This window comes from Pseudomonas sp. TE3895, assembly GCF_056278855.1.
Window position 1 is genome coordinate 2558116 of record NZ_JBWBQE010000001.1, and the last position, 16993, is coordinate 2575108.

Sequence of the window (16993 nt, forward strand, 5' to 3'; positions counted from 1 at the left end):
CAAGGGGCACGCAGAATTGCCCTACGTGTGGCCTGAGTCCCAGCGAGACAAGGTAAAGAACAGACATGGGTAGCATGCATCCCGTACAGGTGATCGCCGTGACCGGTGGCAAAGGTGGCGTCGGCAAGACTAACGTTTCAGTGAACTTGTCCCTGGCGCTGGCCGAGCTTGGCCGCAGGGTCATGCTGCTGGACGCCGACCTGGGCCTGGCCAATGTCGACGTGTTGCTGGGCCTTACCCCCAAACGTACCCTCGCCGATGTGATTGAAGGGCGTTGCGAGCTGCGTGACGTGATGCTGCAGGGCCCCGGCGGTGTGCGTATCGTACCGGCAGCCTCGGGCACCCAGAGCATGGTGCATCTGGCCCCGGCCCAGCATGCCGGGCTGATCCAGGCGTTCAGCGAGATCGGCGACAACCTCGATGTGTTGGTGATCGATACCGCTGCGGGTATCGGTGACTCGGTGGTCAGCTTCGTTCGCGCCGCCCAGGAAGTGCTGCTGGTGGTGTGTGATGAACCTACCTCGATTACCGACGCCTACGCGTTGATCAAGCTGCTCAATCGCGACTATGGCATGAACCGTTTCCGTGTGTTGGCCAACATGGCGCAGAGCCCGCAGGAAGGGCGCAACCTGTTTGCCAAGCTGACCAAGGTCACCGACCGCTTCCTTGACGTTGCCCTGCAGTACGTGGGTGCCGTGCCGTACGACGAGTGCGTGCGCAAGGCGGTGCAGAAGCAGCGTGCCGTCTACGAAGCCTTCCCTCGCTCCAAGTGTGCGCTGGCCTTCAAGGCGATTGCCCAGAAGGTCGACAGCTGGCCGCTGCCGGCCAATCCGCGCGGCCATCTGGAGTTCTTTGTCGAGCGCTTGGTGCAACCCACCAGCGCGGGACCCGTACTATGAACGCCAGCGGCTTCAAGATGTACAGCCGGGCGGCGAAGGACGCCCAGTACGAGCTGATCGAACGCTACGCCCCGCTGGTCAAGCGCATCGCCTACCACCTGTTGGCGCGCTTGCCGGCCAACGTGCAGGTCGAGGACCTGATCCAGGCCGGCATGATCGGCCTGCTGGAAGTGGCCAACAAATACGACGCCAGCAAGGGCGCCAGCTTTGAGACCTACGCCGGCATCCGCATCCGCGGGGCCATGCTGGACGAAGTGCGCAAAGGCGATTGGGCACCGCGTTCGGTACACCGCAACACCCGTATGGTCAGTGATGCCATGCGTGCAGTTGAGGCCAGAACAGGCCGTGACGCTAAAGATCATGAAGTTGCTGCCGAACTCCAATTGAGTCTCGATGATTACTACGGGATCTTGAACGATACCCTGGGCAGCCGCCTGTTCAGCTTCGACGACCTGTTGCAGGACGGCGAGCACGAAGGGCTGCATGAGGATGGCGCCAGTGGCCAGGTCGAACCTGCGCGCGGCCTGGAGGAGGAGCGCTTCCAGGCTGCCCTGACCGAGGCTATTGCCAACCTGCCGGAGCGTGAGCGCCTGGTGCTGGCGCTGTACTACGACGAAGAGCTGAACCTCAAGGAAATCGGTGAGGTGCTGGGTGTCAGCGAGTCGCGGGTCAGCCAGTTGCACAGCCAATGTGCCGCGCGCCTGCGCAGCCGCCTGGGGGAATGGCGGGCGCGTTGAGCCCACTGTCGTTGCAGTCGTTTTCCACGTTGTACCGAATTGAATGAGTGCGTGCTCGGTAGGCCGAGCGCGTTTGAGACTGCTTGGAGGTCTAATTGGACAAGAACATGAAAATCCTCATCGTTGACGACTTTTCGACGATGCGGCGGATCATCAAGAACCTGTTGCGTGACCTGGGTTTCACCAACACCGACGAAGCCGATGACGGCACCACGGCGTTGCCGATGCTGGAAAACGGTCACTACGACTTCCTGGTGACCGACTGGAACATGCCGGGCATGTCCGGCATCGACCTGCTGCGTAAAGTGCGTGCCAGCGACAAGCTGAAAAGCATGCCGGTCTTGATGGTGACCGCTGAAGCCAAGCGCGACCAGATCATTGAAGCGGCACAGGCCGGCGTCAATGGTTACGTGGTCAAGCCGTTCACCGCTCAGGTGCTCAAAGAGAAGATCGAGAAGATCTTCGAACGCGTCAACGGCTGAGTCACGTCAGGGGGGCGCGTCATGGATTCATCACAAACGTCTTTGGGCGAGTTCGAGTCGACCCTGAAGAAGCATGCCCAGGAGTTGGTCGAAAGCCTGGAGCGGGGCCGTTTCGGCGAGGCGGTGCAGTTGATTCACGAACTGAACCAGACCCGCGACCGCGGCCTGTACCAGGAAGTCGGCAAGCTGACTCGCGAGCTGCACAGTGCCATCGTCAGTTTCCAGATCGACCCCACCATGCCGCAGGCAGAAGAGGTGTCGCAAATTACCGACGCCACCGAGCGCCTGTCGTATGTGGTCAAGCTGACCGAGGGCGCGGCCAACCGCACCATGGACCTGGTCGAGGAAAGCACACCGGTGCTCAATGAGCTGGCCAGCGAGGCCAAGGCCCTGAGCACCGACTGGCAGCGCTTTATGCGCCGCGAAGTGGCTGCGCCGGAATTCCGTGATCTGGTCAAGCGAGTCGACAGTTTCCTGACGCACAGCGCCGAGGGTAACCGCAAGGTTTCCGGGCACCTCAATGACATTTTGCTGGCCCAGGACTATCAGGACCTGACCGGCCAGGTGATCAAGCGCGTCACCGCACTGGTGACCGAGGTGGAAAGCAACCTGCTCAAGCTGGTGCTGATGGCCAGCCAGGTCGACCGCTTTGCCGGTATAAAACATGACCACGATCAATTGCGTGCAGAAAAAGATCGAGAAAAACATCCGACTCGGGGTGAAGGTCCGCAGATTCATGCCGATAAGCGTGAAGACGTCGTGTCCGGTCAGGACGATGTCGATGATCTGCTGTCCAGCCTTGGTTTTTAAGGAGCACGTTTGATGAGCTTCGGCGCCGATGAAGAAATCCTCCAGGATTTCCTGGTAGAAGCCGGCGAAATTCTTGAGCAATTGTCCGAGCAACTGGTCGAGCTGGAAAGCCGACCTGACGATGCCGACCTGCTCAATGCGATCTTTCGCGGTTTCCACACTGTAAAAGGGGGCGCCGGCTTCCTCCAGCTGAACGAGCTGGTGGAGTGCTGCCATATCGCCGAGAACGTGTTCGACGTCCTGCGCAAAGGTGAGCGCCGGGTCGATGCGGAACTGATGGATGTGGTGCTCGAGGCACTGGATACGGTCAACAGCATGTTTGGCCAGGTGCGCGAGCGTGCCGAAGTGACACCGGCCACCCCCGCACTGCTGGCAGCGTTGTCGCGCCTGGCCGAACCTGGCGCAGCCGAAACTGTTGCAGCGCCTGCACCGGCGCCGGTTGCCGACGTGTCGGTTGCCGCGCCGGCCGAGGCCGAGGAGCAACACCAGGACATCACTGACAGTGAATTCGAGCAGTTGCTCGATTCGCTCGATGCGATCAAGGCGCAAGCGGCGGCCGACGAGCAGATGCAGGGCGAGACTGTCAGCGGTGCGGGTGATGAAATCACCGACGCCGAGTTCGAATCGCTGCTCGACCAGTTGCACGGCAAGGGCCAGTTCAATGCCGAGGTTGCCGCGCCGCCGGTGGCCGTCAGCAGCGAAGCGGTCAGTGATGAGATCACCGACGCCGAATTCGAATCGCTGCTCGACCAGCTGCATGGCAAGGGCACCTTCCAGGCTGGCGCCTTGCCAGCCGCCCAGGCACCAGCGCCTGCCGCACCCGACAACAGTGCCGCCAGCGATGAAATCAGCGAGCACGAGTTCGAAGCCCTGCTGGACCAGTTGCACGGCAAGGGCAAGTTCGGTGGCGATGTTGCCGCTGTTGAGGCCCCGGCTGCTGTCCAGGCGCAAGCGCCGGCTGCCGCCAAGGCCGAAAGCCCGCCAGTGACCAAGCCCGCTGCCGCGCCAGCGCCTTCGCCGGCCAGCAAACCTGCCGCGGCGCCTCGCGCGCCGGCCCCGGCTGCTGAAAAGCATGCCGCCAGCGAAGCGGAAACCACGGTACGCGTCGATACCGCGCGCCTGGACGAGATCATGAACATGGTCGGCGAACTGGTGCTGGTGCGTAACCGTCTGGTGCGCCTGGGCCTGAACAGCGGCGACGAGGCCATGTCCAAGGCCGTGTCCAACCTTGACGTGGTCACCGCCGACCTGCAGACCGCGGTGATGAAAACCCGTATGCAGCCGATCAAGAAAGTCTTCGGCCGCTTCCCGCGCCTGGTCCGCGACCTGGCGCGCCAGTTGAAGAAAGAGATCAATCTGGAGCTGGTCGGCGAAGAGACCGACCTTGACAAGAACCTCGTAGAAGCCTTGGCCGACCCGCTGGTGCACTTGGTGCGCAATGCGGTCGACCACGGTATCGAGATGCCCGAGGAGCGTGAAACGTCTGGCAAGGCACGTACCGGCCGCGTAGTGCTGTCGGCCGAACAGGAAGGCGACCACATCCTGCTGTCGATCTCGGACGACGGCAAGGGCATGGACCCGAACATCCTGCGCGCCAAGGCCGTGGAAAAGGGCCTGATGGACAAGGACGCCGCCGAGCGCCTGAGCGAGTCGGACTGCTACAACCTGATCTTCGCCCCTGGCTTCTCGACCAAGACCGAGATTTCCGATGTGTCCGGGCGTGGCGTGGGCATGGACGTGGTGAAAACCAAGATCTCCCAGCTCAACGGCTCGATCAACATTTTCTCGGCCAAGGGCCAAGGCTCCAAGATCGTCATCAAGGTGCCGCTGACCCTGGCGATCATGCCCACCCTGATGGTGATGTTGGGCAACCAGGCGTTTGCCTTCCCGCTGGTCAACGTCAACGAGATCTTCCACCTCGACCTGTCGCGCACCAACGTGGTCGACGGCCAGGAAGTGGTGATCGTGCGCGACAAGGCGCTGCCGCTGTTCTACCTCAAGCGCTGGCTGGTCCAGGGCCAGGTGCACGAAGAGCAGCACGAAGGCCACGTGGTGATTCTGTCGGTCGGCACCCAGCGCATCGGTTTTGTCGTTGACCAACTGGTGGGCCAGGAAGAAGTGGTCATCAAGCCGCTGGGCAAGATGCTGCAAGGCACCCCGGGCATGTCCGGGGCCACCATTACCGGCGACGGTCGCATCGCGTTGATTCTCGACGTCCCGAGCATGCTCAAGCGTTACGCCGCGCGGCGTATTTGATTTCGGTGGCGCGCCCTGGCGGGTTGCGCCGCCTAATGGAGTGTTTATGGCAGTCAAGGTCCTGGTGGTGGATGATTCTGGTTTCTTCCGCCGCCGTGTCTCGGAAATCCTCTCGGCGGATCCAACGATCCAGGTAGTGGGTACCGCGACCAACGGCAAGGAAGCAATCGACCAGGCGCTGGCGCTCAAGCCCGATGTGATCACCATGGACTACGAAATGCCCATGATGGATGGCATTACCGCCGTGCGGCACATCATGCAGCGCTGCCCGACGCCCGTGTTGATGTTCTCGTCGCTGACCCATGAAGGCGCCCGCGTCACCCTCGACGCGCTGGATGCCGGCGCAGTGGACTACCTGCCGAAAAACTTCGAGGACATCTCGCGCAACCCTGACAAGGTCAAGCAGTTGCTGTGCGAGAAGGTGCACACCATTTCGCGCAGCAACCGCCGGATCGGCAGCTATGCCAGAACGGCGCCGGTCGCCGCGCCAGCGCCGGCCAGCACCTTCGCCAGCCAGGCGCAGACGCGCCCGGCAGCGCCTGCCCGTGCAGCGGCCCCGACACCGGCGGCCTCGCAGTCGCCGGCACCCAAGCGCAAACCCTACAAACTGGTGGCCATCGGTACCTCCACGGGGGGGCCGGTGGCGCTGCAGCGGGTACTGACCCAGCTGCCGGCCAATTTCCCGGCGCCGATCGTGTTGATCCAGCACATGCCGGCGGCCTTCACCAAAGCGTTTGCCGAACGCCTGGACAAGCTGTGCCGCATCAGCGTCAAGGAAGCCGAAGACGGCGACATGCTGCGCCCAGGCCTGGCCCTGCTGGCCCCCGGTGGCAAGCAGATGATGATCGATGGCCGTGGCACGGTGAAGATCCTGCCCGGCGACGAGCGCCTGAACTACAAACCGTGCGTGGACATCACCTTCGGTTCGGCGGCCAAGTCGTACGGTGACAAGGTGTTGTCGGTGGTGCTCACCGGCATGGGCGCCGATGGCCGCGAGGGCGCGCGCCTGCTCAAGCAGGGGGGCAGCACGGTGTGGGCCCAGGATGAAGCCAGCTGCGTGATTTATGGCATGCCCATGGCCATCGTCAAGGCGAACCTGGCGGATGCCGTGTACAGCCTGGACGAAATCGGCAAGCACCTGGTGGAGGCGTGCGTCTGATGGATGTCCTCAGCCTGATCGGTTTGATTCTGGCTTTCGTTGCCATCGTCGGTGGCAACTTCCTTGAAGGCGGTCATGTCGGTGCTCTGGTCAATGGCCCGGCGGCTCTGATCGTGCTGGGAGGCACCCTGGCGGCGGCGTTGTTGCAGTCGCCGCTGTCGTCGTTCAAGCGTGCCTTGCAGATTTTGCGTTGGATCCTGTTTCCACCGCGGGTCGATCTGGCGGGCGGCATCGACCGTGTGGTGAACTGGAGCCTGACCGCTCGCAAAGAAGGCCTGCTGGGCCTGGAAGGGGTAGCGGACAGCGAGCCCGACCCCTATGCGCGCAAGGGCCTGCAACTGCTGGTGGACGGCGCCGAGCCGGAAGCAATCCGCAGCATCCTTGAGGTCGACTTCCTTACCCAGGAAGGCCGTGACATCCAGGCAGCCAAGGTATTCGAAAGCATGGGCGGCTATGCGCCGACCATCGGCATCATCGGGGCGGTCATGGGCCTTATCCATGTGATGGGCAATCTGGCCGACCCGTCGCAACTGGGCAATGGCATTGCCGTGGCCTTTGTCGCCACCATTTACGGTGTGGCCAGTGCCAACCTTGTGCTATTGCCGGTCGCCAGCAAGCTCAAGGCCATCGTCATGCGCCAGTCGCGCTACCGTGAAATGCTGCTCGAAGGCCTGCTGTCGATTGCCGAAGGTGAAAACCCGCGCTCGATCGAGCTGAAGCTGCAAGGCTTCATGGAGTAACCCATGCGTCGCCGTCGTCATACCGAGGAACACGAAAACCACGAGCGCTGGCTGGTGTCGTACGCCGACTTCATCACGTTGCTGTTCGCCTTCTTCGTGGTGATGTATTCCATTTCCTCGATCAACGAGGGTAAGTACAAGGTTATTTCCCAGGCTTTGCTCGGGGTATTCAACGACCCCGAGCGCAGTATGAAGCCGATCCCGATTGGCGATGAGCAGCCGCTGAGCGTGCGCCCGGCCGAACCGCTGGTCAAAGACAGCGAGCAGACCGAAGCGGGCCTGGCGGCGACCAATGTCGACCCGTTGAAAACCATCAGCGATGACGTGCGCGATGCCTTCGGCGATCTGATCAACAGCGACCAGATGACCGTGCGCGGCAACGAGCTGTGGATCGAGATCGAGCTCAACTCGTCGCTGCTGTTTGGCAGTGGTGACGCGATGCCCAGTGACAAGGCGTTTGCGATCATCGAGAAGGTGGCCAACATCCTCAAGCCGTTTGCCAACCCGGTGCACGTCGAAGGCTTCACCGACAACCTGCCGATCCGCACCGCGCAGTACCCCACCAACTGGGAGTTGTCCTCGGCGCGCGCGGCCAGCATCGTGCGGCTGCTGGCCATGGAGGGCGTCAACCCGGCGCGCATGGCTTCGGTGGGCTATGGCGAGTACCAGCCGGTGGCCAGCAACGATACCGCCGAAGGGCGCGCACGCAACCGCCGGGTGGTACTGGTGATTTCCCGTAACCTGGAAGTGCGCCGCAGCCTGACAGGCTCGGGCAGCGCCAATGCCACACCGGATGCCGCATTGCGCCGCGCTGGCACACAAAGTGCACCGGCAATACAAGCAACGGTGGCGAGGCCGTGATACGTCAATTCCCCGTCGCCGCTGTCCCCTGCGGGCGCGGGTTTACCCGCGAGCCGGGCGACGCGGTGTATGGCACCGGTTGCACCGGTGTTCGCGGGTAAACCCGCTCCTACATTGATTGCGCGAGCTTTCGAATTTTGAGCAAGGCAGTGTCCCTGCCAAATCAATAGATAGAGTTTGCTTGATGAGAGTCTGGGCAGTAGCCAATCAAAAAGGTGGTGTCGGCAAGACCACCACTACCATTGCCCTGGCCGGCCTGCTGGCCGAGGCCGGCAAGCGCGTGGTTGTCGTCGACCTCGACCCGCACGGCTCGATGACCAGCTACTTCGGGCACAACCCGGACGCCCTGGAGCACAGCTGCTACGACCTGTTCCTGCACAAGGGCACGGTGCCCGAAGGCTTGCCCGGGCAACTGCTGCTGCCCACCAGCGATGAGCGCATCTCGCTGCTGCCGTCGAGTACCGCGCTGGCGGTGTTGGAGCGCCAGTCGCCAGGGCAGAATGGCCTGGGCCTGGTAATCGCCAAGAGTCTGGCGCAGCTGTGGCAGGATTTCGACTATGCCCTGATCGACAGCCCACCCTTGCTGGGTGTGCTGATGGTCAATGCCCTTGCAGCCAGCCAGCAGCTGGTGATCCCGGTGCAAACCGAATTCCTTGCGGTGAAGGGCCTGGAACGCATGGTCGGCACCCTGGCCATGGTCAACCGTTCGCGCAAGCAGGCGCTGCCGTACCAGATCGTGCCGACCCTGTTCGACCGTCGTACCCAGGCGTCGCTGGGCACCCTCAAGCTGCTGCGTGACACCTACGGGCAGCATGTGTGGCAGGGCTACATCCCGGTGGATACGCGCCTGCGCGATGCCAGTCGCAAGGGCGTCACGCCTTCGCAATTCGACAGCAAGAGCCGCGGGTTGATCGCCTACAGGGCGCTGCTCAAGCACCTGCTCACCTACAAGAACGCAGGGCAGGTGGCCTGATGACTCAAACCCGGCAAACCAGCACCCGGCCCCAGATGGCCCTGCAATCGTACCTGGACGGCCTGCTGCAGGAGGCCACCGAGGCCGAAGACCTGAGCGAGCAGCCGGCAGTGGCGGATGAGTTCGCCGAGGCGGTGCGCGAGGAGCAGGCACGCGATGCCCGGCAGCCAGCCCGGCCTGAGCCCGCCGAAGCCGCCGCCGCCAGCTTTGCCCCGCGGCCGTTCGCCGAACCCCGTCTGGCGGTACTGCCCAGCGTGATGCCGGTGGAAGCCCCGGTGGTGACGGTGGTCGAGCAGGAGGTCGTGGCCGAAGCCAGCATCCCGGTACTGGTCGAAGAACAAACCGTGGAACCGGCTGTGCCGCTGGTCGATGTGCATCTGCCGGCACCCAACCTGCCCGTACCCCCGGCCACTGTCGATGGTCGTCCGGTGTGGGCGGCCGAGCCGTTCGAATGCCTGCTGTTCGACGTTGCCGGCCTGACCCTGGCGGTGCCGTTGGTGTGCCTGGGCTCGATCTACACCCTGGCTGGCCAGGAGCTGACGCCACTGTTCGGCCAGCCCGACTGGTTCCTCGGCATCCTGACCTGCCAGGCCGGCAACCTGAAGGTGCTGGACACTGCGCGTTGGGTAATGCCCGACCGCTACCGCGATGATTTTCGCCAGGGCCTGCAATACGTGATTTCGGTACAGGGCTACGAATGGGGGCTGGCGGTGCATCAGGTCAGCCGCTCGCTGCGCCTGGACCCGTCGGAGATCAAGTGGCGCAGCCAGCGTGGCCAGCGCCCGTGGCTGGCCGGCACCGTAATCGAACACATGTGCGCACTGCTCGACGTCGCCGCACTGGCCGAGCTGATCGCCAGCGGTGCGGTCAAGCAAATGCACGCCAAACAGAAATGACACAGAACATACCGCCAACGGCGGATTTTGAGGGTAGGGGAATGAAAAAGTCGTCTGCACAAGGTTCCGAAGATCCGATCCTGCAGTGGGTTACCTTCCGTCTGGACAACGAGTCCTACGGCATCAATGTGATGCAGGTGCAGGAAGTCCTGCGCTACACCGAGATTGCCCCGGTGCCGGGTGCGCCGAGCTACGTGCTGGGCATCATCAACTTGCGCGGTAACGTGGTGACGGTGATCGACACGCGTCAGCGTTTTGGCCTGATGCCGACCGAAGTGACCGACAACACCCGTATCGTCATCATCGAAGCCGACAAGCAAGTGGTCGGCATTCTGGTCGACAGCGTGGCCGAAGTGGTTTACCTGCGCCAGTCCGAAATCGAGACCGCGCCGAACGTTGGTAACGAAGAGTCGGCCAAGTTCATTCAGGGCGTGTGCAACAAGAATGGCGAACTGCTGATCCTGGTCGAACTGGACAAGATGATGACCGAGGAAGAGTGGTCCGAGCTGGAGAACATCTGAGTTGATCCTAGAGGTTGCTGTCATCTTCCTGGCGCTGGCCTGGGCGCTGAGCCTGTGGTTTTTCCTCAACTACAGCAAGCGCCAGCGCGAGCTGGCTGCGCAGCAGGCCGAGGGCGATGCGCTGCGTGACCAGCGCATCAAGGACTTGGCCAAGCGTCTGGATGACTACCAGAACGGCACTGTGCGCATGGGTGAGGCCATCCATGAGCTGCGTGCGACGGTGGCTACCCTGCCAGACCGGCTGGAGCGCCTCGAGCAGCGCGACCCCAGCAACGTTACTTTTAGCCAGGCGGCCAAGCTGGTGGGGATGGGGGCGAGTGTCGATGAGTTGACCCAGAGCTGCGGCCTGACCCAGGCCGAGGCGGAGTTGATGAGCAAGGTGCACCGGGCTCCTTGACGGGGGCTGACAGGTAGCCTCGTTAGCAGGCTCGTCACCTGGGACATCGAGCGGCGCCCATGCGTCGCTCGATCTGAAGGGCGCCGCCAGGCCCGTTCAGTTCCCCATGCATTTCAGTTGCGAACCCAGGAGTGATTGCCGCCGACGCCGGCAAAACGGTTCAGGGGCAGCAATTGCTTCAGGGCAGCATTGGCCTGTGAGGCGTCGATGAATGGGTAGGTGTTGACGCGTGGCATGATGTGCAAGTTGATGATCTGGCGCAGGGTCCGCAGCCCGGGTAGATGGCGATCGACCATCTCGGTGAGCAGCGCCGGGCCGGTGAGGTAGCTGAGCTTGTTGGCATAGCGGTAGAAATTGCCAGGGTCCTGTTCCAGGCTCGGTCGGCTGTCGTAAAAGTTTGCATGGGTCTGGTAGCGTGCGAGCATTTCATCCGAGATCGCATCCAGCACCGGGTTGCCTGGGTGGCTACCTATGAGGCTGGTGTTGTACAGGCAATTCATGCTCATTTTTTCGTTGCACATCGGCGGTGGCAGCAGCAGCCCATCGGGCGGGGTGTGCAGCTCGACCTGGTCGATCGTTTCGCCCTTGCCGTCCGGCAGCAGGAAATCGTCTACGTCCATGTACAGCCCACCCTCATGGTGCAGCATTCGGTAGCGCAGCACATCCGTCGCCGACGCGTAATTGGTGGCGATGCCACCGTTGCCATCCAGTGCTGCATCGTACTGTGCGTAATAGCGGCTCTGGCGGAAGGCCCGGAAGAAACCTTGCTCTTCAAGCGGCAATACCTGAAGCCCTGGCGCCCGGGCTGCCAATAGCCTTGCGTTCTGTTCGTAGGCGGTAGGCGAAGCCTTCGACAGAAACAGGCGCATGCTGTATTCACTGTCGCTCAGGCGCGCTGCGTTGGCGGCAAGGTTGGCCAGCAATGGCTCGCCAAGGACGTTGTTGCCGACCCAGAGGCTGGATATGAGTTTTGGGATAGGTGCGCTGTCCGGCGCCCGTGTCGGTATTTGCACCGGCAGGGGCAGGTCGACACCCAAGGCGCGCAAAGTGCGCGTGCGCATGGCGTCGGTTACCGGCCGAGGCATGTCGAGCGCCACCAGGTCACGGCTGCCGGGGACTGCCACGTAGGCTTGCGGATCGACCTCGTTGACGTCGTCCTTGAGGATGAACGCATTCCGCTCCATGTCATAGACCACCCGCGCGTTGTAGGTTTCGATGCTGCATTCCAGGTCGTCCAGTTCGCCATCGTAGTGGGGCAACCGTATCACCGCGCCGGCAACCTCCGGGTCGCCGTCATCAAGGGGTGCAATGGGCTCGTGGTTGTGGAAGTACTCCGCGCCTTCTGGCTCTGGAAGCCGCGGTGGGCTGGTCGGGCTCAACGGATAGCCGAGCTGCCCGTTGACCTCGCGCGGCATGACAAAACCATCGCTTTTGAACTCGAACAGGGCCTTGATGCCTGCTGTGCCCTCCGTTGCCAGCGGTACGGCGTTGAACAGCCCCCAGGCGATGTCGCCCACCCCATCCTGTTTGGCTTTCAGGCTGTGGCCGTTGATCACCTGATCCAGGCCCAGGCCCAACTGGGCAATGCCACCGAGCGCCAGAAGGGGCGCCAGCCCCGGCACCACCAGGCACAGTGGCGCTAGCAGGTTGAGCGTATTGGTGAGGTAGCCTCGCCATTTGGCTTTGGTAACCTGGCTATCGGTTGTGATGACAAAATCGGCATCGTCGTAGCTGCGCTGGCGCTGGCGCTCGGTCAGGGCTGCGAACATATCCCCGGTCAGTTTGGGGTTGTATTTGCCAGGTTTGTAGTTCACGTAGGTTCTGGGGGGCCAGACGCCATCATCGTTGAAATAACCATGTTCAGGGGGCAGCCGGTGCCGGTCCGGATAGTCGCCAAGGCCCTCGAGCGCGGTGTCCAGGCCACTGAAATCGAGGCCCTGGGGGCGGTCGGCGAGCCTGAAGTGTTGCTTTAGCGCTTCGCGTCGGGCGGGGTCCTTGCACTGATCGCCCACCCAGTCCTTGAGCAGGTTCTCGCTTGCGAATTCGAGCAAGGGCGAGCTGTTACCTGGCATGTACAGCAGGGTCAGATCGCTGTGCGGGGCATTGATGTACAGCAGGTCTGTGGCCGCATAGCCATAGATGCTCAGCGTGCTGACCCGTATCTTGAAGCGCTGCGGCATCATGCCGGCGGCTTGCCATGCCAGCTCCCTGGCGGCATCACTCAGGCGCCCCTGGCTGACCTGGGCGTTGCAGGCGGCGATGAAATTGAGCTTGCTGGCCAGGCGGTGACTGTCCTGATGCTCCTGCCAGTACGTGTCGAGCATGGCTTTGAACGGCCTGTGAAAATCCAGCGCTTCTATGAAACGCTGGAAAGCTTCAGCCGGTACCTGAACGTGGGTCGAGGCATCGTAACGGGCAGGGGACGATCGCTGGAACAGGCCGTTGTACACTTCGAAGGCTGCGCCCTGATGGCCAAAGCCCAGCGCTGGCAGGCGATCGACCAGCTTCAACGGCCCTTGGGGGAAGGTGCCTGCCCAAGGGTTGGCGAACAGTGCGCCGATGAGGTTGTTATCGGACTCCCCTTGCCAGTTGCCCAGCAGCGCCTGGGTCATGCTCTGGGTCTGCTGGACCGCTGCCACATACCCTTGGTCATCCGGCCGGTAGTGCAGGGTGACCACATCGACGCGATCGGGGTCGATATGGACACCTTGCCCGGCAAGCCACTGCCGGATCAAGCGATGGGCTTCGCGGTCCGGGCGAGGGATGTTGGCCAGATGGTCTACTACGAACTGCACGCCTTGGGCGTTGATTCTGCTGTCGATCATGACGGTCACCTTGTACGTGGGAGGCCGACAAGGTTGGGCGCATGGAGGGGGAGGGGGTGGTAGATAGTTACTGGCCAGTGCCGGGCAGCAGGGGCAATGGTGGGGTGATATCGCGCTCTGCCGGGGGCGGATCATCGAAGCCGGCGGGTACCTTGCCGCGCAGTTGCCAGGCGAAGGCGATGATCTCGGCAATGGTCAGGTACAGCGCTTCGGGTATTTGATCGCCCAGCTCCAGCCGCGCCAGCAGGCGCACCAGCTCGGCGTTTTCGTAGATCGGCACTTCGTGTTCGCGGGCGAGCGCAATGATGGCCTCGGCCAGGTCCTCGTCGCCCTTGGCGGTGAGGGTCGGTGCCTGATGGCCGTCGTAGTTCAGCGCTATGGCTTGGCGTGGTGTCGTATCGTTCATGCGGTTTCGTCCACCCAGCGTTGTTCCATCCGTGTGCGTGGCCCCTGCGGCGGGATGCCCGGGTGGCACGCCAGGTCGCCGACCTCCAGGCCCCGGGCCACCAGGCGCGCGCGCAGCGCGCCAAGCTGGGCGTCGATCAACCGCGCGGTCTGCTCGCGCTCCGCCCATAGCTGCCCGCTCAGGCGGCCCTCGCTCAGTTGCGCCTGCACTTGCAGGGGGCCGAGCGGGGACAAGTCGAAGGCCAGCTCGATGCGCCACAGGGCTTGCCGAGGGTTTTGGGCTTCATGTTGGCGGTCGGCCTGTTGTTGTGGGGTTTCTTCGCGCTGCAGTTTGACTTGCAGCGGGATGAAGTCCTGGCCGTGGCGGATTGGCACTTCGGTTTGCCAGGTGGTCTGCAGGTTGCCGTTTTCCAGCGTGCCGGTTTGTTGCAGGCTGCTCATGGCGTGGCTCTGCAAACGTGAAATGGCAGCGGCAGCCAGGCGCAGCAGCTGTTGCAGGTCGCCTTCCTCTTCCAGGGCCTTGAGCAGGCGCGACGGTAATGGGAACGCGCCCGGCTGCGGCTTGGGGCTGACCCGCTCGAGCATGCCCAGTGCACTGCGCGCCAGTATCGGCATGGTCAGGGCCAGGTTGGCGGGGCTCAGAGTGGTGGCCCCTGCCGGGAGGGCAGGGGCCTGGGCCATCAGCCGCAGTAAATGTGCTTTGAGGTCGGTGTCGACGCTGGCGGTGGACCCACTCAGCAGCTTCGCTTCGAGAAAGCTGCCGCTGTTGTTCAGGGCCTGGGCCACTGCCTTGGCGTCGCCCAGTTGTCGGGCGTCCGGCAGGCCGGCCAGCAGGCGTTCGGCGCTGGCGCGCAGCTCGCCATCGACGCCTGGGTCGCGGGTGAGCTGTTGCAGGGCGTTGAGCAGGCCGGGCAGCGAGGCTTGACGGTTTTGCTGTGTCAGCAGCTGTTGGGCAATGCTGAGTTGGTCCTGCCTGCCGCTGAGCGGCACGAAGCGCAATGACTGATCACCCTGCACCAGGGCGCTGAGCAGGCTGCCAATGGCCAGCGGGCGCGGGCTGTCGATGCTCAGCGTGGCACCGGCCTGGGTGCTGTTGAGCAAGCTGACCAGCGCCCGGTACACGGCCGGTTGGCCGGGTGCCTGGGCCAGCGGCTGGTTGGTCAGGACCTTGCCTTGCAGCAAGGTGCCGACCGGCACCTTGCTGGTGTCCAGCTGGGTGAGGGTGGCGACCTGGCTGGCGCTGGCCTGTTGCAACATGATCGCCAGGCGATTGCTTTCGGTCTGGCTGACGGTGATCTGGCTGCCTTGGGGCAGCGGCTGGCTGGCGTTGGCCTGTAATTGGGTCTGCACGCCGTTGGCCTGCATCAGCCTTAGCACCAGCTGAAAGTCCTGGCCCGCCTGGCGCAACGATAAAACCTCGGCTTGCGCGGTTTCGCCGGGGGCCAGCAGCCCGGGCTGCGCCTGGATAAGGCGCAGCAGTTCGCCGGTCGTGCCCGCCTTCATGGCTTGGCTGTTGATCGCGGTTTGTGCGCCGAGACTATTGATTTCAGTCATGATTGTATACAACCTGTCGAGCCCGGCCTCTTGGCAGCGCGGCGGCGCGTGTAATAATGCCGAGCGCCCGTGGTTGCCAGTATAACGGCAGCGCGAGGGGCGACTTGAGACACAAGGGTTCTGGAGTGGTGTTGGCTGCTTCAAAGCCCTACTGAAGATAAGGCGAAACCGTGACCCTTCACCTCCAAGCCGCGGGCCTGGCCTGCGAGCGCGACTGGCGCCTGCTGTTCGAACAGCTCGATTTCGAGCTGGGTGCCGGTGACATGCTGCAGATCAGTGGCCCCAACGGCAGTGGCAAGACCAGCCTGTTGCGCCTGTTGGCCGGGCTGATGCAGCCGACGGCCGGGCAGATTCTGCTGGGTGGCAAGCCACTGGCAGAACAGCGTCATGCCCTGGCCAGCGCCCTGCTGTGGATTGGCCACGCCGCTGGCATCAAGGACTTGCTCACCGCCGAGGAGAATCTCACCTGGCTGTGCGCCCTGCACCAGCCGGCCAGCCGCGAGGCGATCTGGGCGGCGCTGGAGGCTGTCGGCCTGCGCGGTTTCGAAGACGTCCCCTGCCATACCCTGTCGGCCGGTCAGCAGCGCCGTGTGGCCCTGGCCCGGCTGCACCTGGCTTGCCCGCCGCTATGGATTCTCGACGAGCCGTTCACCGCGCTCGACAAGCAAGGCGTGGCGCAGCTTGAAGCGCACCTGGCAGCCCACTGCGAGCAGGGCGGCACGGTGGTGCTGACGACTCACCACACACTGGAACGCAAGCCCTCCGGTTACCGAGAACTGAACCTGGGGCAATGGGCTGCATGAGCGTATTCATTTTGTTACTGCGCCGCGAAGCGCGCCTGCTGTTCCGTCGCCCGGCCGAACTGGCCAACCCGTTGGTGTTCTTCGCCATTGTCGTGGCCATGTTCCCGCTGGCGGTCGGCCCGGAAAGCCAATTGTTGCAAACCTTGTCGCCGGGCCTGGTCTGGGTGGCAGCGTTGCTGGCCGTGTTGTTGTCGCTGGACGGCCTGTTCCGCAGCGATTTCGAAGACGGCTCGCTGGAGCAATGGGTGCTGTCGCCGCACCCACTGGCACTGCTGGTGCTGGCCAAGGTGCTGGCGCACTGGATCTTTTCCGGGCTGGCGCTGGTATTGTTGGCGCCACTGCTGGCACTGATGCTGGGGCTGCCAAGCCATTGCCTGCCGGTGCTGCTCGGTTCGCTGCTGCTGGGTACGCCGGTATTGAGCTTGCTGGGCGCGGTAGGTGCGGCACTGACAGTCGGCCTTAAACGCGGAGGTTTGTTACTGGCGTTGCTGATTCTGCCGTTGTATATCCCTGTATTGATCCTGGGCAGTGGTGCGTTGCAAGCGGCGTTGCAAAATATGCCGGCAACCGGCCATCTGCTCTGGCTCGCCAGCCTGACGGCCCTGGCCGTTACCCTGGCACCCTTTGCGATAGCGGCCGGCCTGAAGATCAGCGTCGGCGAATAACGAGTCCCGG

17 protein-coding genes are annotated in these 16993 nt (G+C 63.2%); 14 read left to right on the plus strand and 3 right to left on the minus strand.

Annotated features, from left to right (window positions below; genetic code table 11):
* Nucleotides 1-65 precede the first annotated feature (65 nt).
* From fleN to ACZ889_RS11665, 12 genes are all read left to right on the plus strand, one after another.
* Complete coding sequence (gene fleN, locus ACZ889_RS11610) at nt 66-899, plus strand: flagellar synthesis regulator FleN (protein ID WP_003254408.1); 834 nt, start codon at nt 66-68, stop codon at nt 897-899.
* Entirely contained in the window at nt 896-1636 is a 741-nt protein-coding gene (gene fliA / locus ACZ889_RS11615) for an RNA polymerase sigma factor FliA (protein WP_003254406.1), read from the plus strand. The genes fleN and fliA overlap by 4 nt, the downstream gene beginning before the upstream one ends.
* 107 nt (nt 1637-1743) lie before the next feature.
* The gene (locus ACZ889_RS11620) at nt 1744-2118 is read left to right on the plus strand and encodes a chemotaxis response regulator CheY (protein ID WP_010955070.1); all 375 of its coding nucleotides are present in this window, start codon (nt 1744-1746) and stop codon (nt 2116-2118) included.
* Nucleotides 2119-2139: 21 nt separating this feature from the next.
* Nucleotides 2140-2928 carry a protein phosphatase CheZ gene (locus ACZ889_RS11625; protein ID WP_003254403.1) on the plus strand — a complete coding sequence of 263 codons (789 nt, stop codon included), beginning with the start codon at nt 2140-2142 and terminating at the stop codon, nt 2926-2928.
* Between the two features lie 12 nt (nt 2929-2940).
* Nucleotides 2941-5184 (plus strand): chemotaxis protein CheA, encoded by a 2244-nt coding sequence (locus ACZ889_RS11630; protein WP_180688632.1) that lies wholly within the window; start codon nt 2941-2943, stop codon nt 5182-5184.
* A 46-nt stretch (nt 5185-5230) separates the two neighbouring features.
* Nucleotides 5231-6343, plus strand: a complete 1113-nt coding sequence (locus ACZ889_RS11635) for a protein-glutamate methylesterase/protein-glutamine glutaminase (protein WP_003254400.1) — start codon at nt 5231-5233, stop codon at nt 6341-6343.
* Nucleotides 6343-7083, plus strand: a complete 741-nt coding sequence (locus tag ACZ889_RS11640; RefSeq protein ID WP_003254399.1) for a flagellar motor protein — start codon at nt 6343-6345, stop codon at nt 7081-7083. Before ACZ889_RS11635 ends, ACZ889_RS11640 begins: the two co-directional genes overlap by 1 nt.
* A gap of 3 nt (nt 7084-7086) precedes the next feature.
* Nucleotides 7087-7944, plus strand: a complete 858-nt coding sequence (gene motD / locus ACZ889_RS11645; RefSeq protein ID WP_014755793.1) for a flagellar motor protein MotD — start codon at nt 7087-7089, stop codon at nt 7942-7944.
* Between the two features lie 184 nt (nt 7945-8128).
* A complete protein-coding gene (locus ACZ889_RS11650; RefSeq protein ID WP_180688631.1) occupies nt 8129-8917 on the plus strand; it encodes a ParA family protein in 789 nt (262 codons plus the stop codon).
* Entirely contained in the window at nt 8917-9813 is an 897-nt protein-coding gene (locus ACZ889_RS11655; RefSeq protein ID WP_012051648.1) for a CheW domain-containing protein, read from the plus strand. Before ACZ889_RS11650 ends, ACZ889_RS11655 begins: the two co-directional genes overlap by 1 nt.
* A gap of 41 nt (nt 9814-9854) precedes the next feature.
* Entirely contained in the window at nt 9855-10334 is a 480-nt protein-coding gene (locus ACZ889_RS11660) for a chemotaxis protein CheW (RefSeq protein WP_003254393.1), read from the plus strand.
* A 1-nt stretch (nt 10335) separates the two neighbouring features.
* Nucleotides 10336-10731: a DUF2802 domain-containing protein gene (locus ACZ889_RS11665; protein ID WP_003254391.1), complete on the plus strand. Its 396-nt coding sequence runs from the start codon at nt 10336-10338 to the stop codon at nt 10729-10731.
* A 113-nt stretch (nt 10732-10844) separates the two neighbouring features.
* On the opposite strand, the gene ACZ889_RS11670 is transcribed toward ACZ889_RS11665, so the two are convergent.
* From ACZ889_RS11670 to fliK, 3 genes are all read right to left on the minus strand, one after another.
* Entirely contained in the window at nt 10845-13556 is a 2712-nt protein-coding gene (locus tag ACZ889_RS11670; RefSeq protein WP_476257389.1) for a dermonecrotic toxin domain-containing protein, read from the minus strand.
* Nucleotides 13557-13623: 67 nt separating this feature from the next.
* Nucleotides 13624-13962, minus strand: coding sequence for an EscU/YscU/HrcU family type III secretion system export apparatus switch protein (locus tag ACZ889_RS11675; RefSeq protein WP_180688629.1), 339 nt, complete (start codon nt 13960-13962; stop codon nt 13624-13626).
* Entirely contained in the window at nt 13959-15515 is a 1557-nt protein-coding gene (fliK, locus tag ACZ889_RS11680) for a flagellar hook-length control protein FliK (protein WP_180688628.1), read from the minus strand. The genes ACZ889_RS11675 and fliK overlap by 4 nt, the downstream gene beginning before the upstream one ends.
* Before the next feature lie 170 nt (nt 15516-15685).
* Here fliK and ccmA point away from each other — a divergent pair, with 170 nt between their 5' ends.
* Both ccmA and ccmB read left to right on the plus strand, forming a co-directional pair.
* Nucleotides 15686-16318, plus strand: a complete 633-nt coding sequence (gene ccmA / locus ACZ889_RS11685; RefSeq protein WP_003254385.1) for a cytochrome c biogenesis heme-transporting ATPase CcmA — start codon at nt 15686-15688, stop codon at nt 16316-16318.
* Complete coding sequence (gene ccmB / locus ACZ889_RS11690; protein WP_012051653.1) at nt 16315-16983, plus strand: heme exporter protein CcmB; 669 nt, start codon at nt 16315-16317, stop codon at nt 16981-16983. The genes ccmA and ccmB overlap by 4 nt, the downstream gene beginning before the upstream one ends.
* Nucleotides 16984-16993: the final 10 nt, after the last annotated feature.

What these genes read in the sequence shown, in the direction of transcription:
- fleN (WP_003254408.1), top strand. Translation starts at nt 66, where the DNA reads ATGGGTAGCATGCATCCCGTACAGGTGATCGCCGTGACCGGTGGCAAA.
- fliA (WP_003254406.1), top strand. Translation starts at nt 896, where the DNA reads ATGAACGCCAGCGGCTTCAAGATGTACAGCCGGGCGGCGAAGGACGCC.
- ACZ889_RS11620 (WP_010955070.1), top strand. Translation starts at nt 1,744, where the DNA reads ATGAAAATCCTCATCGTTGACGACTTTTCGACGATGCGGCGGATCATC.
- ACZ889_RS11625 (WP_003254403.1), top strand. Translation starts at nt 2,140, where the DNA reads ATGGATTCATCACAAACGTCTTTGGGCGAGTTCGAGTCGACCCTGAAG.
- ACZ889_RS11630 (WP_180688632.1), top strand. Translation starts at nt 2,941, where the DNA reads ATGAGCTTCGGCGCCGATGAAGAAATCCTCCAGGATTTCCTGGTAGAA.
- ACZ889_RS11635 (WP_003254400.1), top strand. Translation starts at nt 5,231, where the DNA reads ATGGCAGTCAAGGTCCTGGTGGTGGATGATTCTGGTTTCTTCCGCCGC.
- ACZ889_RS11640 (WP_003254399.1), top strand. Translation starts at nt 6,343, where the DNA reads ATGGATGTCCTCAGCCTGATCGGTTTGATTCTGGCTTTCGTTGCCATC.
- motD (WP_014755793.1), top strand. Translation starts at nt 7,087, where the DNA reads ATGCGTCGCCGTCGTCATACCGAGGAACACGAAAACCACGAGCGCTGG.
- ACZ889_RS11650 (WP_180688631.1), top strand. Translation starts at nt 8,129, where the DNA reads ATGAGAGTCTGGGCAGTAGCCAATCAAAAAGGTGGTGTCGGCAAGACC.
- ACZ889_RS11655 (WP_012051648.1), top strand. Translation starts at nt 8,917, where the DNA reads ATGACTCAAACCCGGCAAACCAGCACCCGGCCCCAGATGGCCCTGCAA.
- ACZ889_RS11660 (WP_003254393.1), top strand. Translation starts at nt 9,855, where the DNA reads ATGAAAAAGTCGTCTGCACAAGGTTCCGAAGATCCGATCCTGCAGTGG.
- ACZ889_RS11670 (WP_476257389.1), bottom strand. Translation starts at nt 13,556, where the DNA reads ATGATCGACAGCAGAATCAACGCCCAAGGCGTGCAGTTCGTAGTAGAC.
- ACZ889_RS11675 (WP_180688629.1), bottom strand. Translation starts at nt 13,962, where the DNA reads ATGAACGATACGACACCACGCCAAGCCATAGCGCTGAACTACGACGGC.
- fliK (WP_180688628.1), bottom strand. Translation starts at nt 15,515, where the DNA reads ATGACTGAAATCAATAGTCTCGGCGCACAAACCGCGATCAACAGCCAA.
- ccmB (WP_012051653.1), top strand. Translation starts at nt 16,315, where the DNA reads ATGAGCGTATTCATTTTGTTACTGCGCCGCGAAGCGCGCCTGCTGTTC.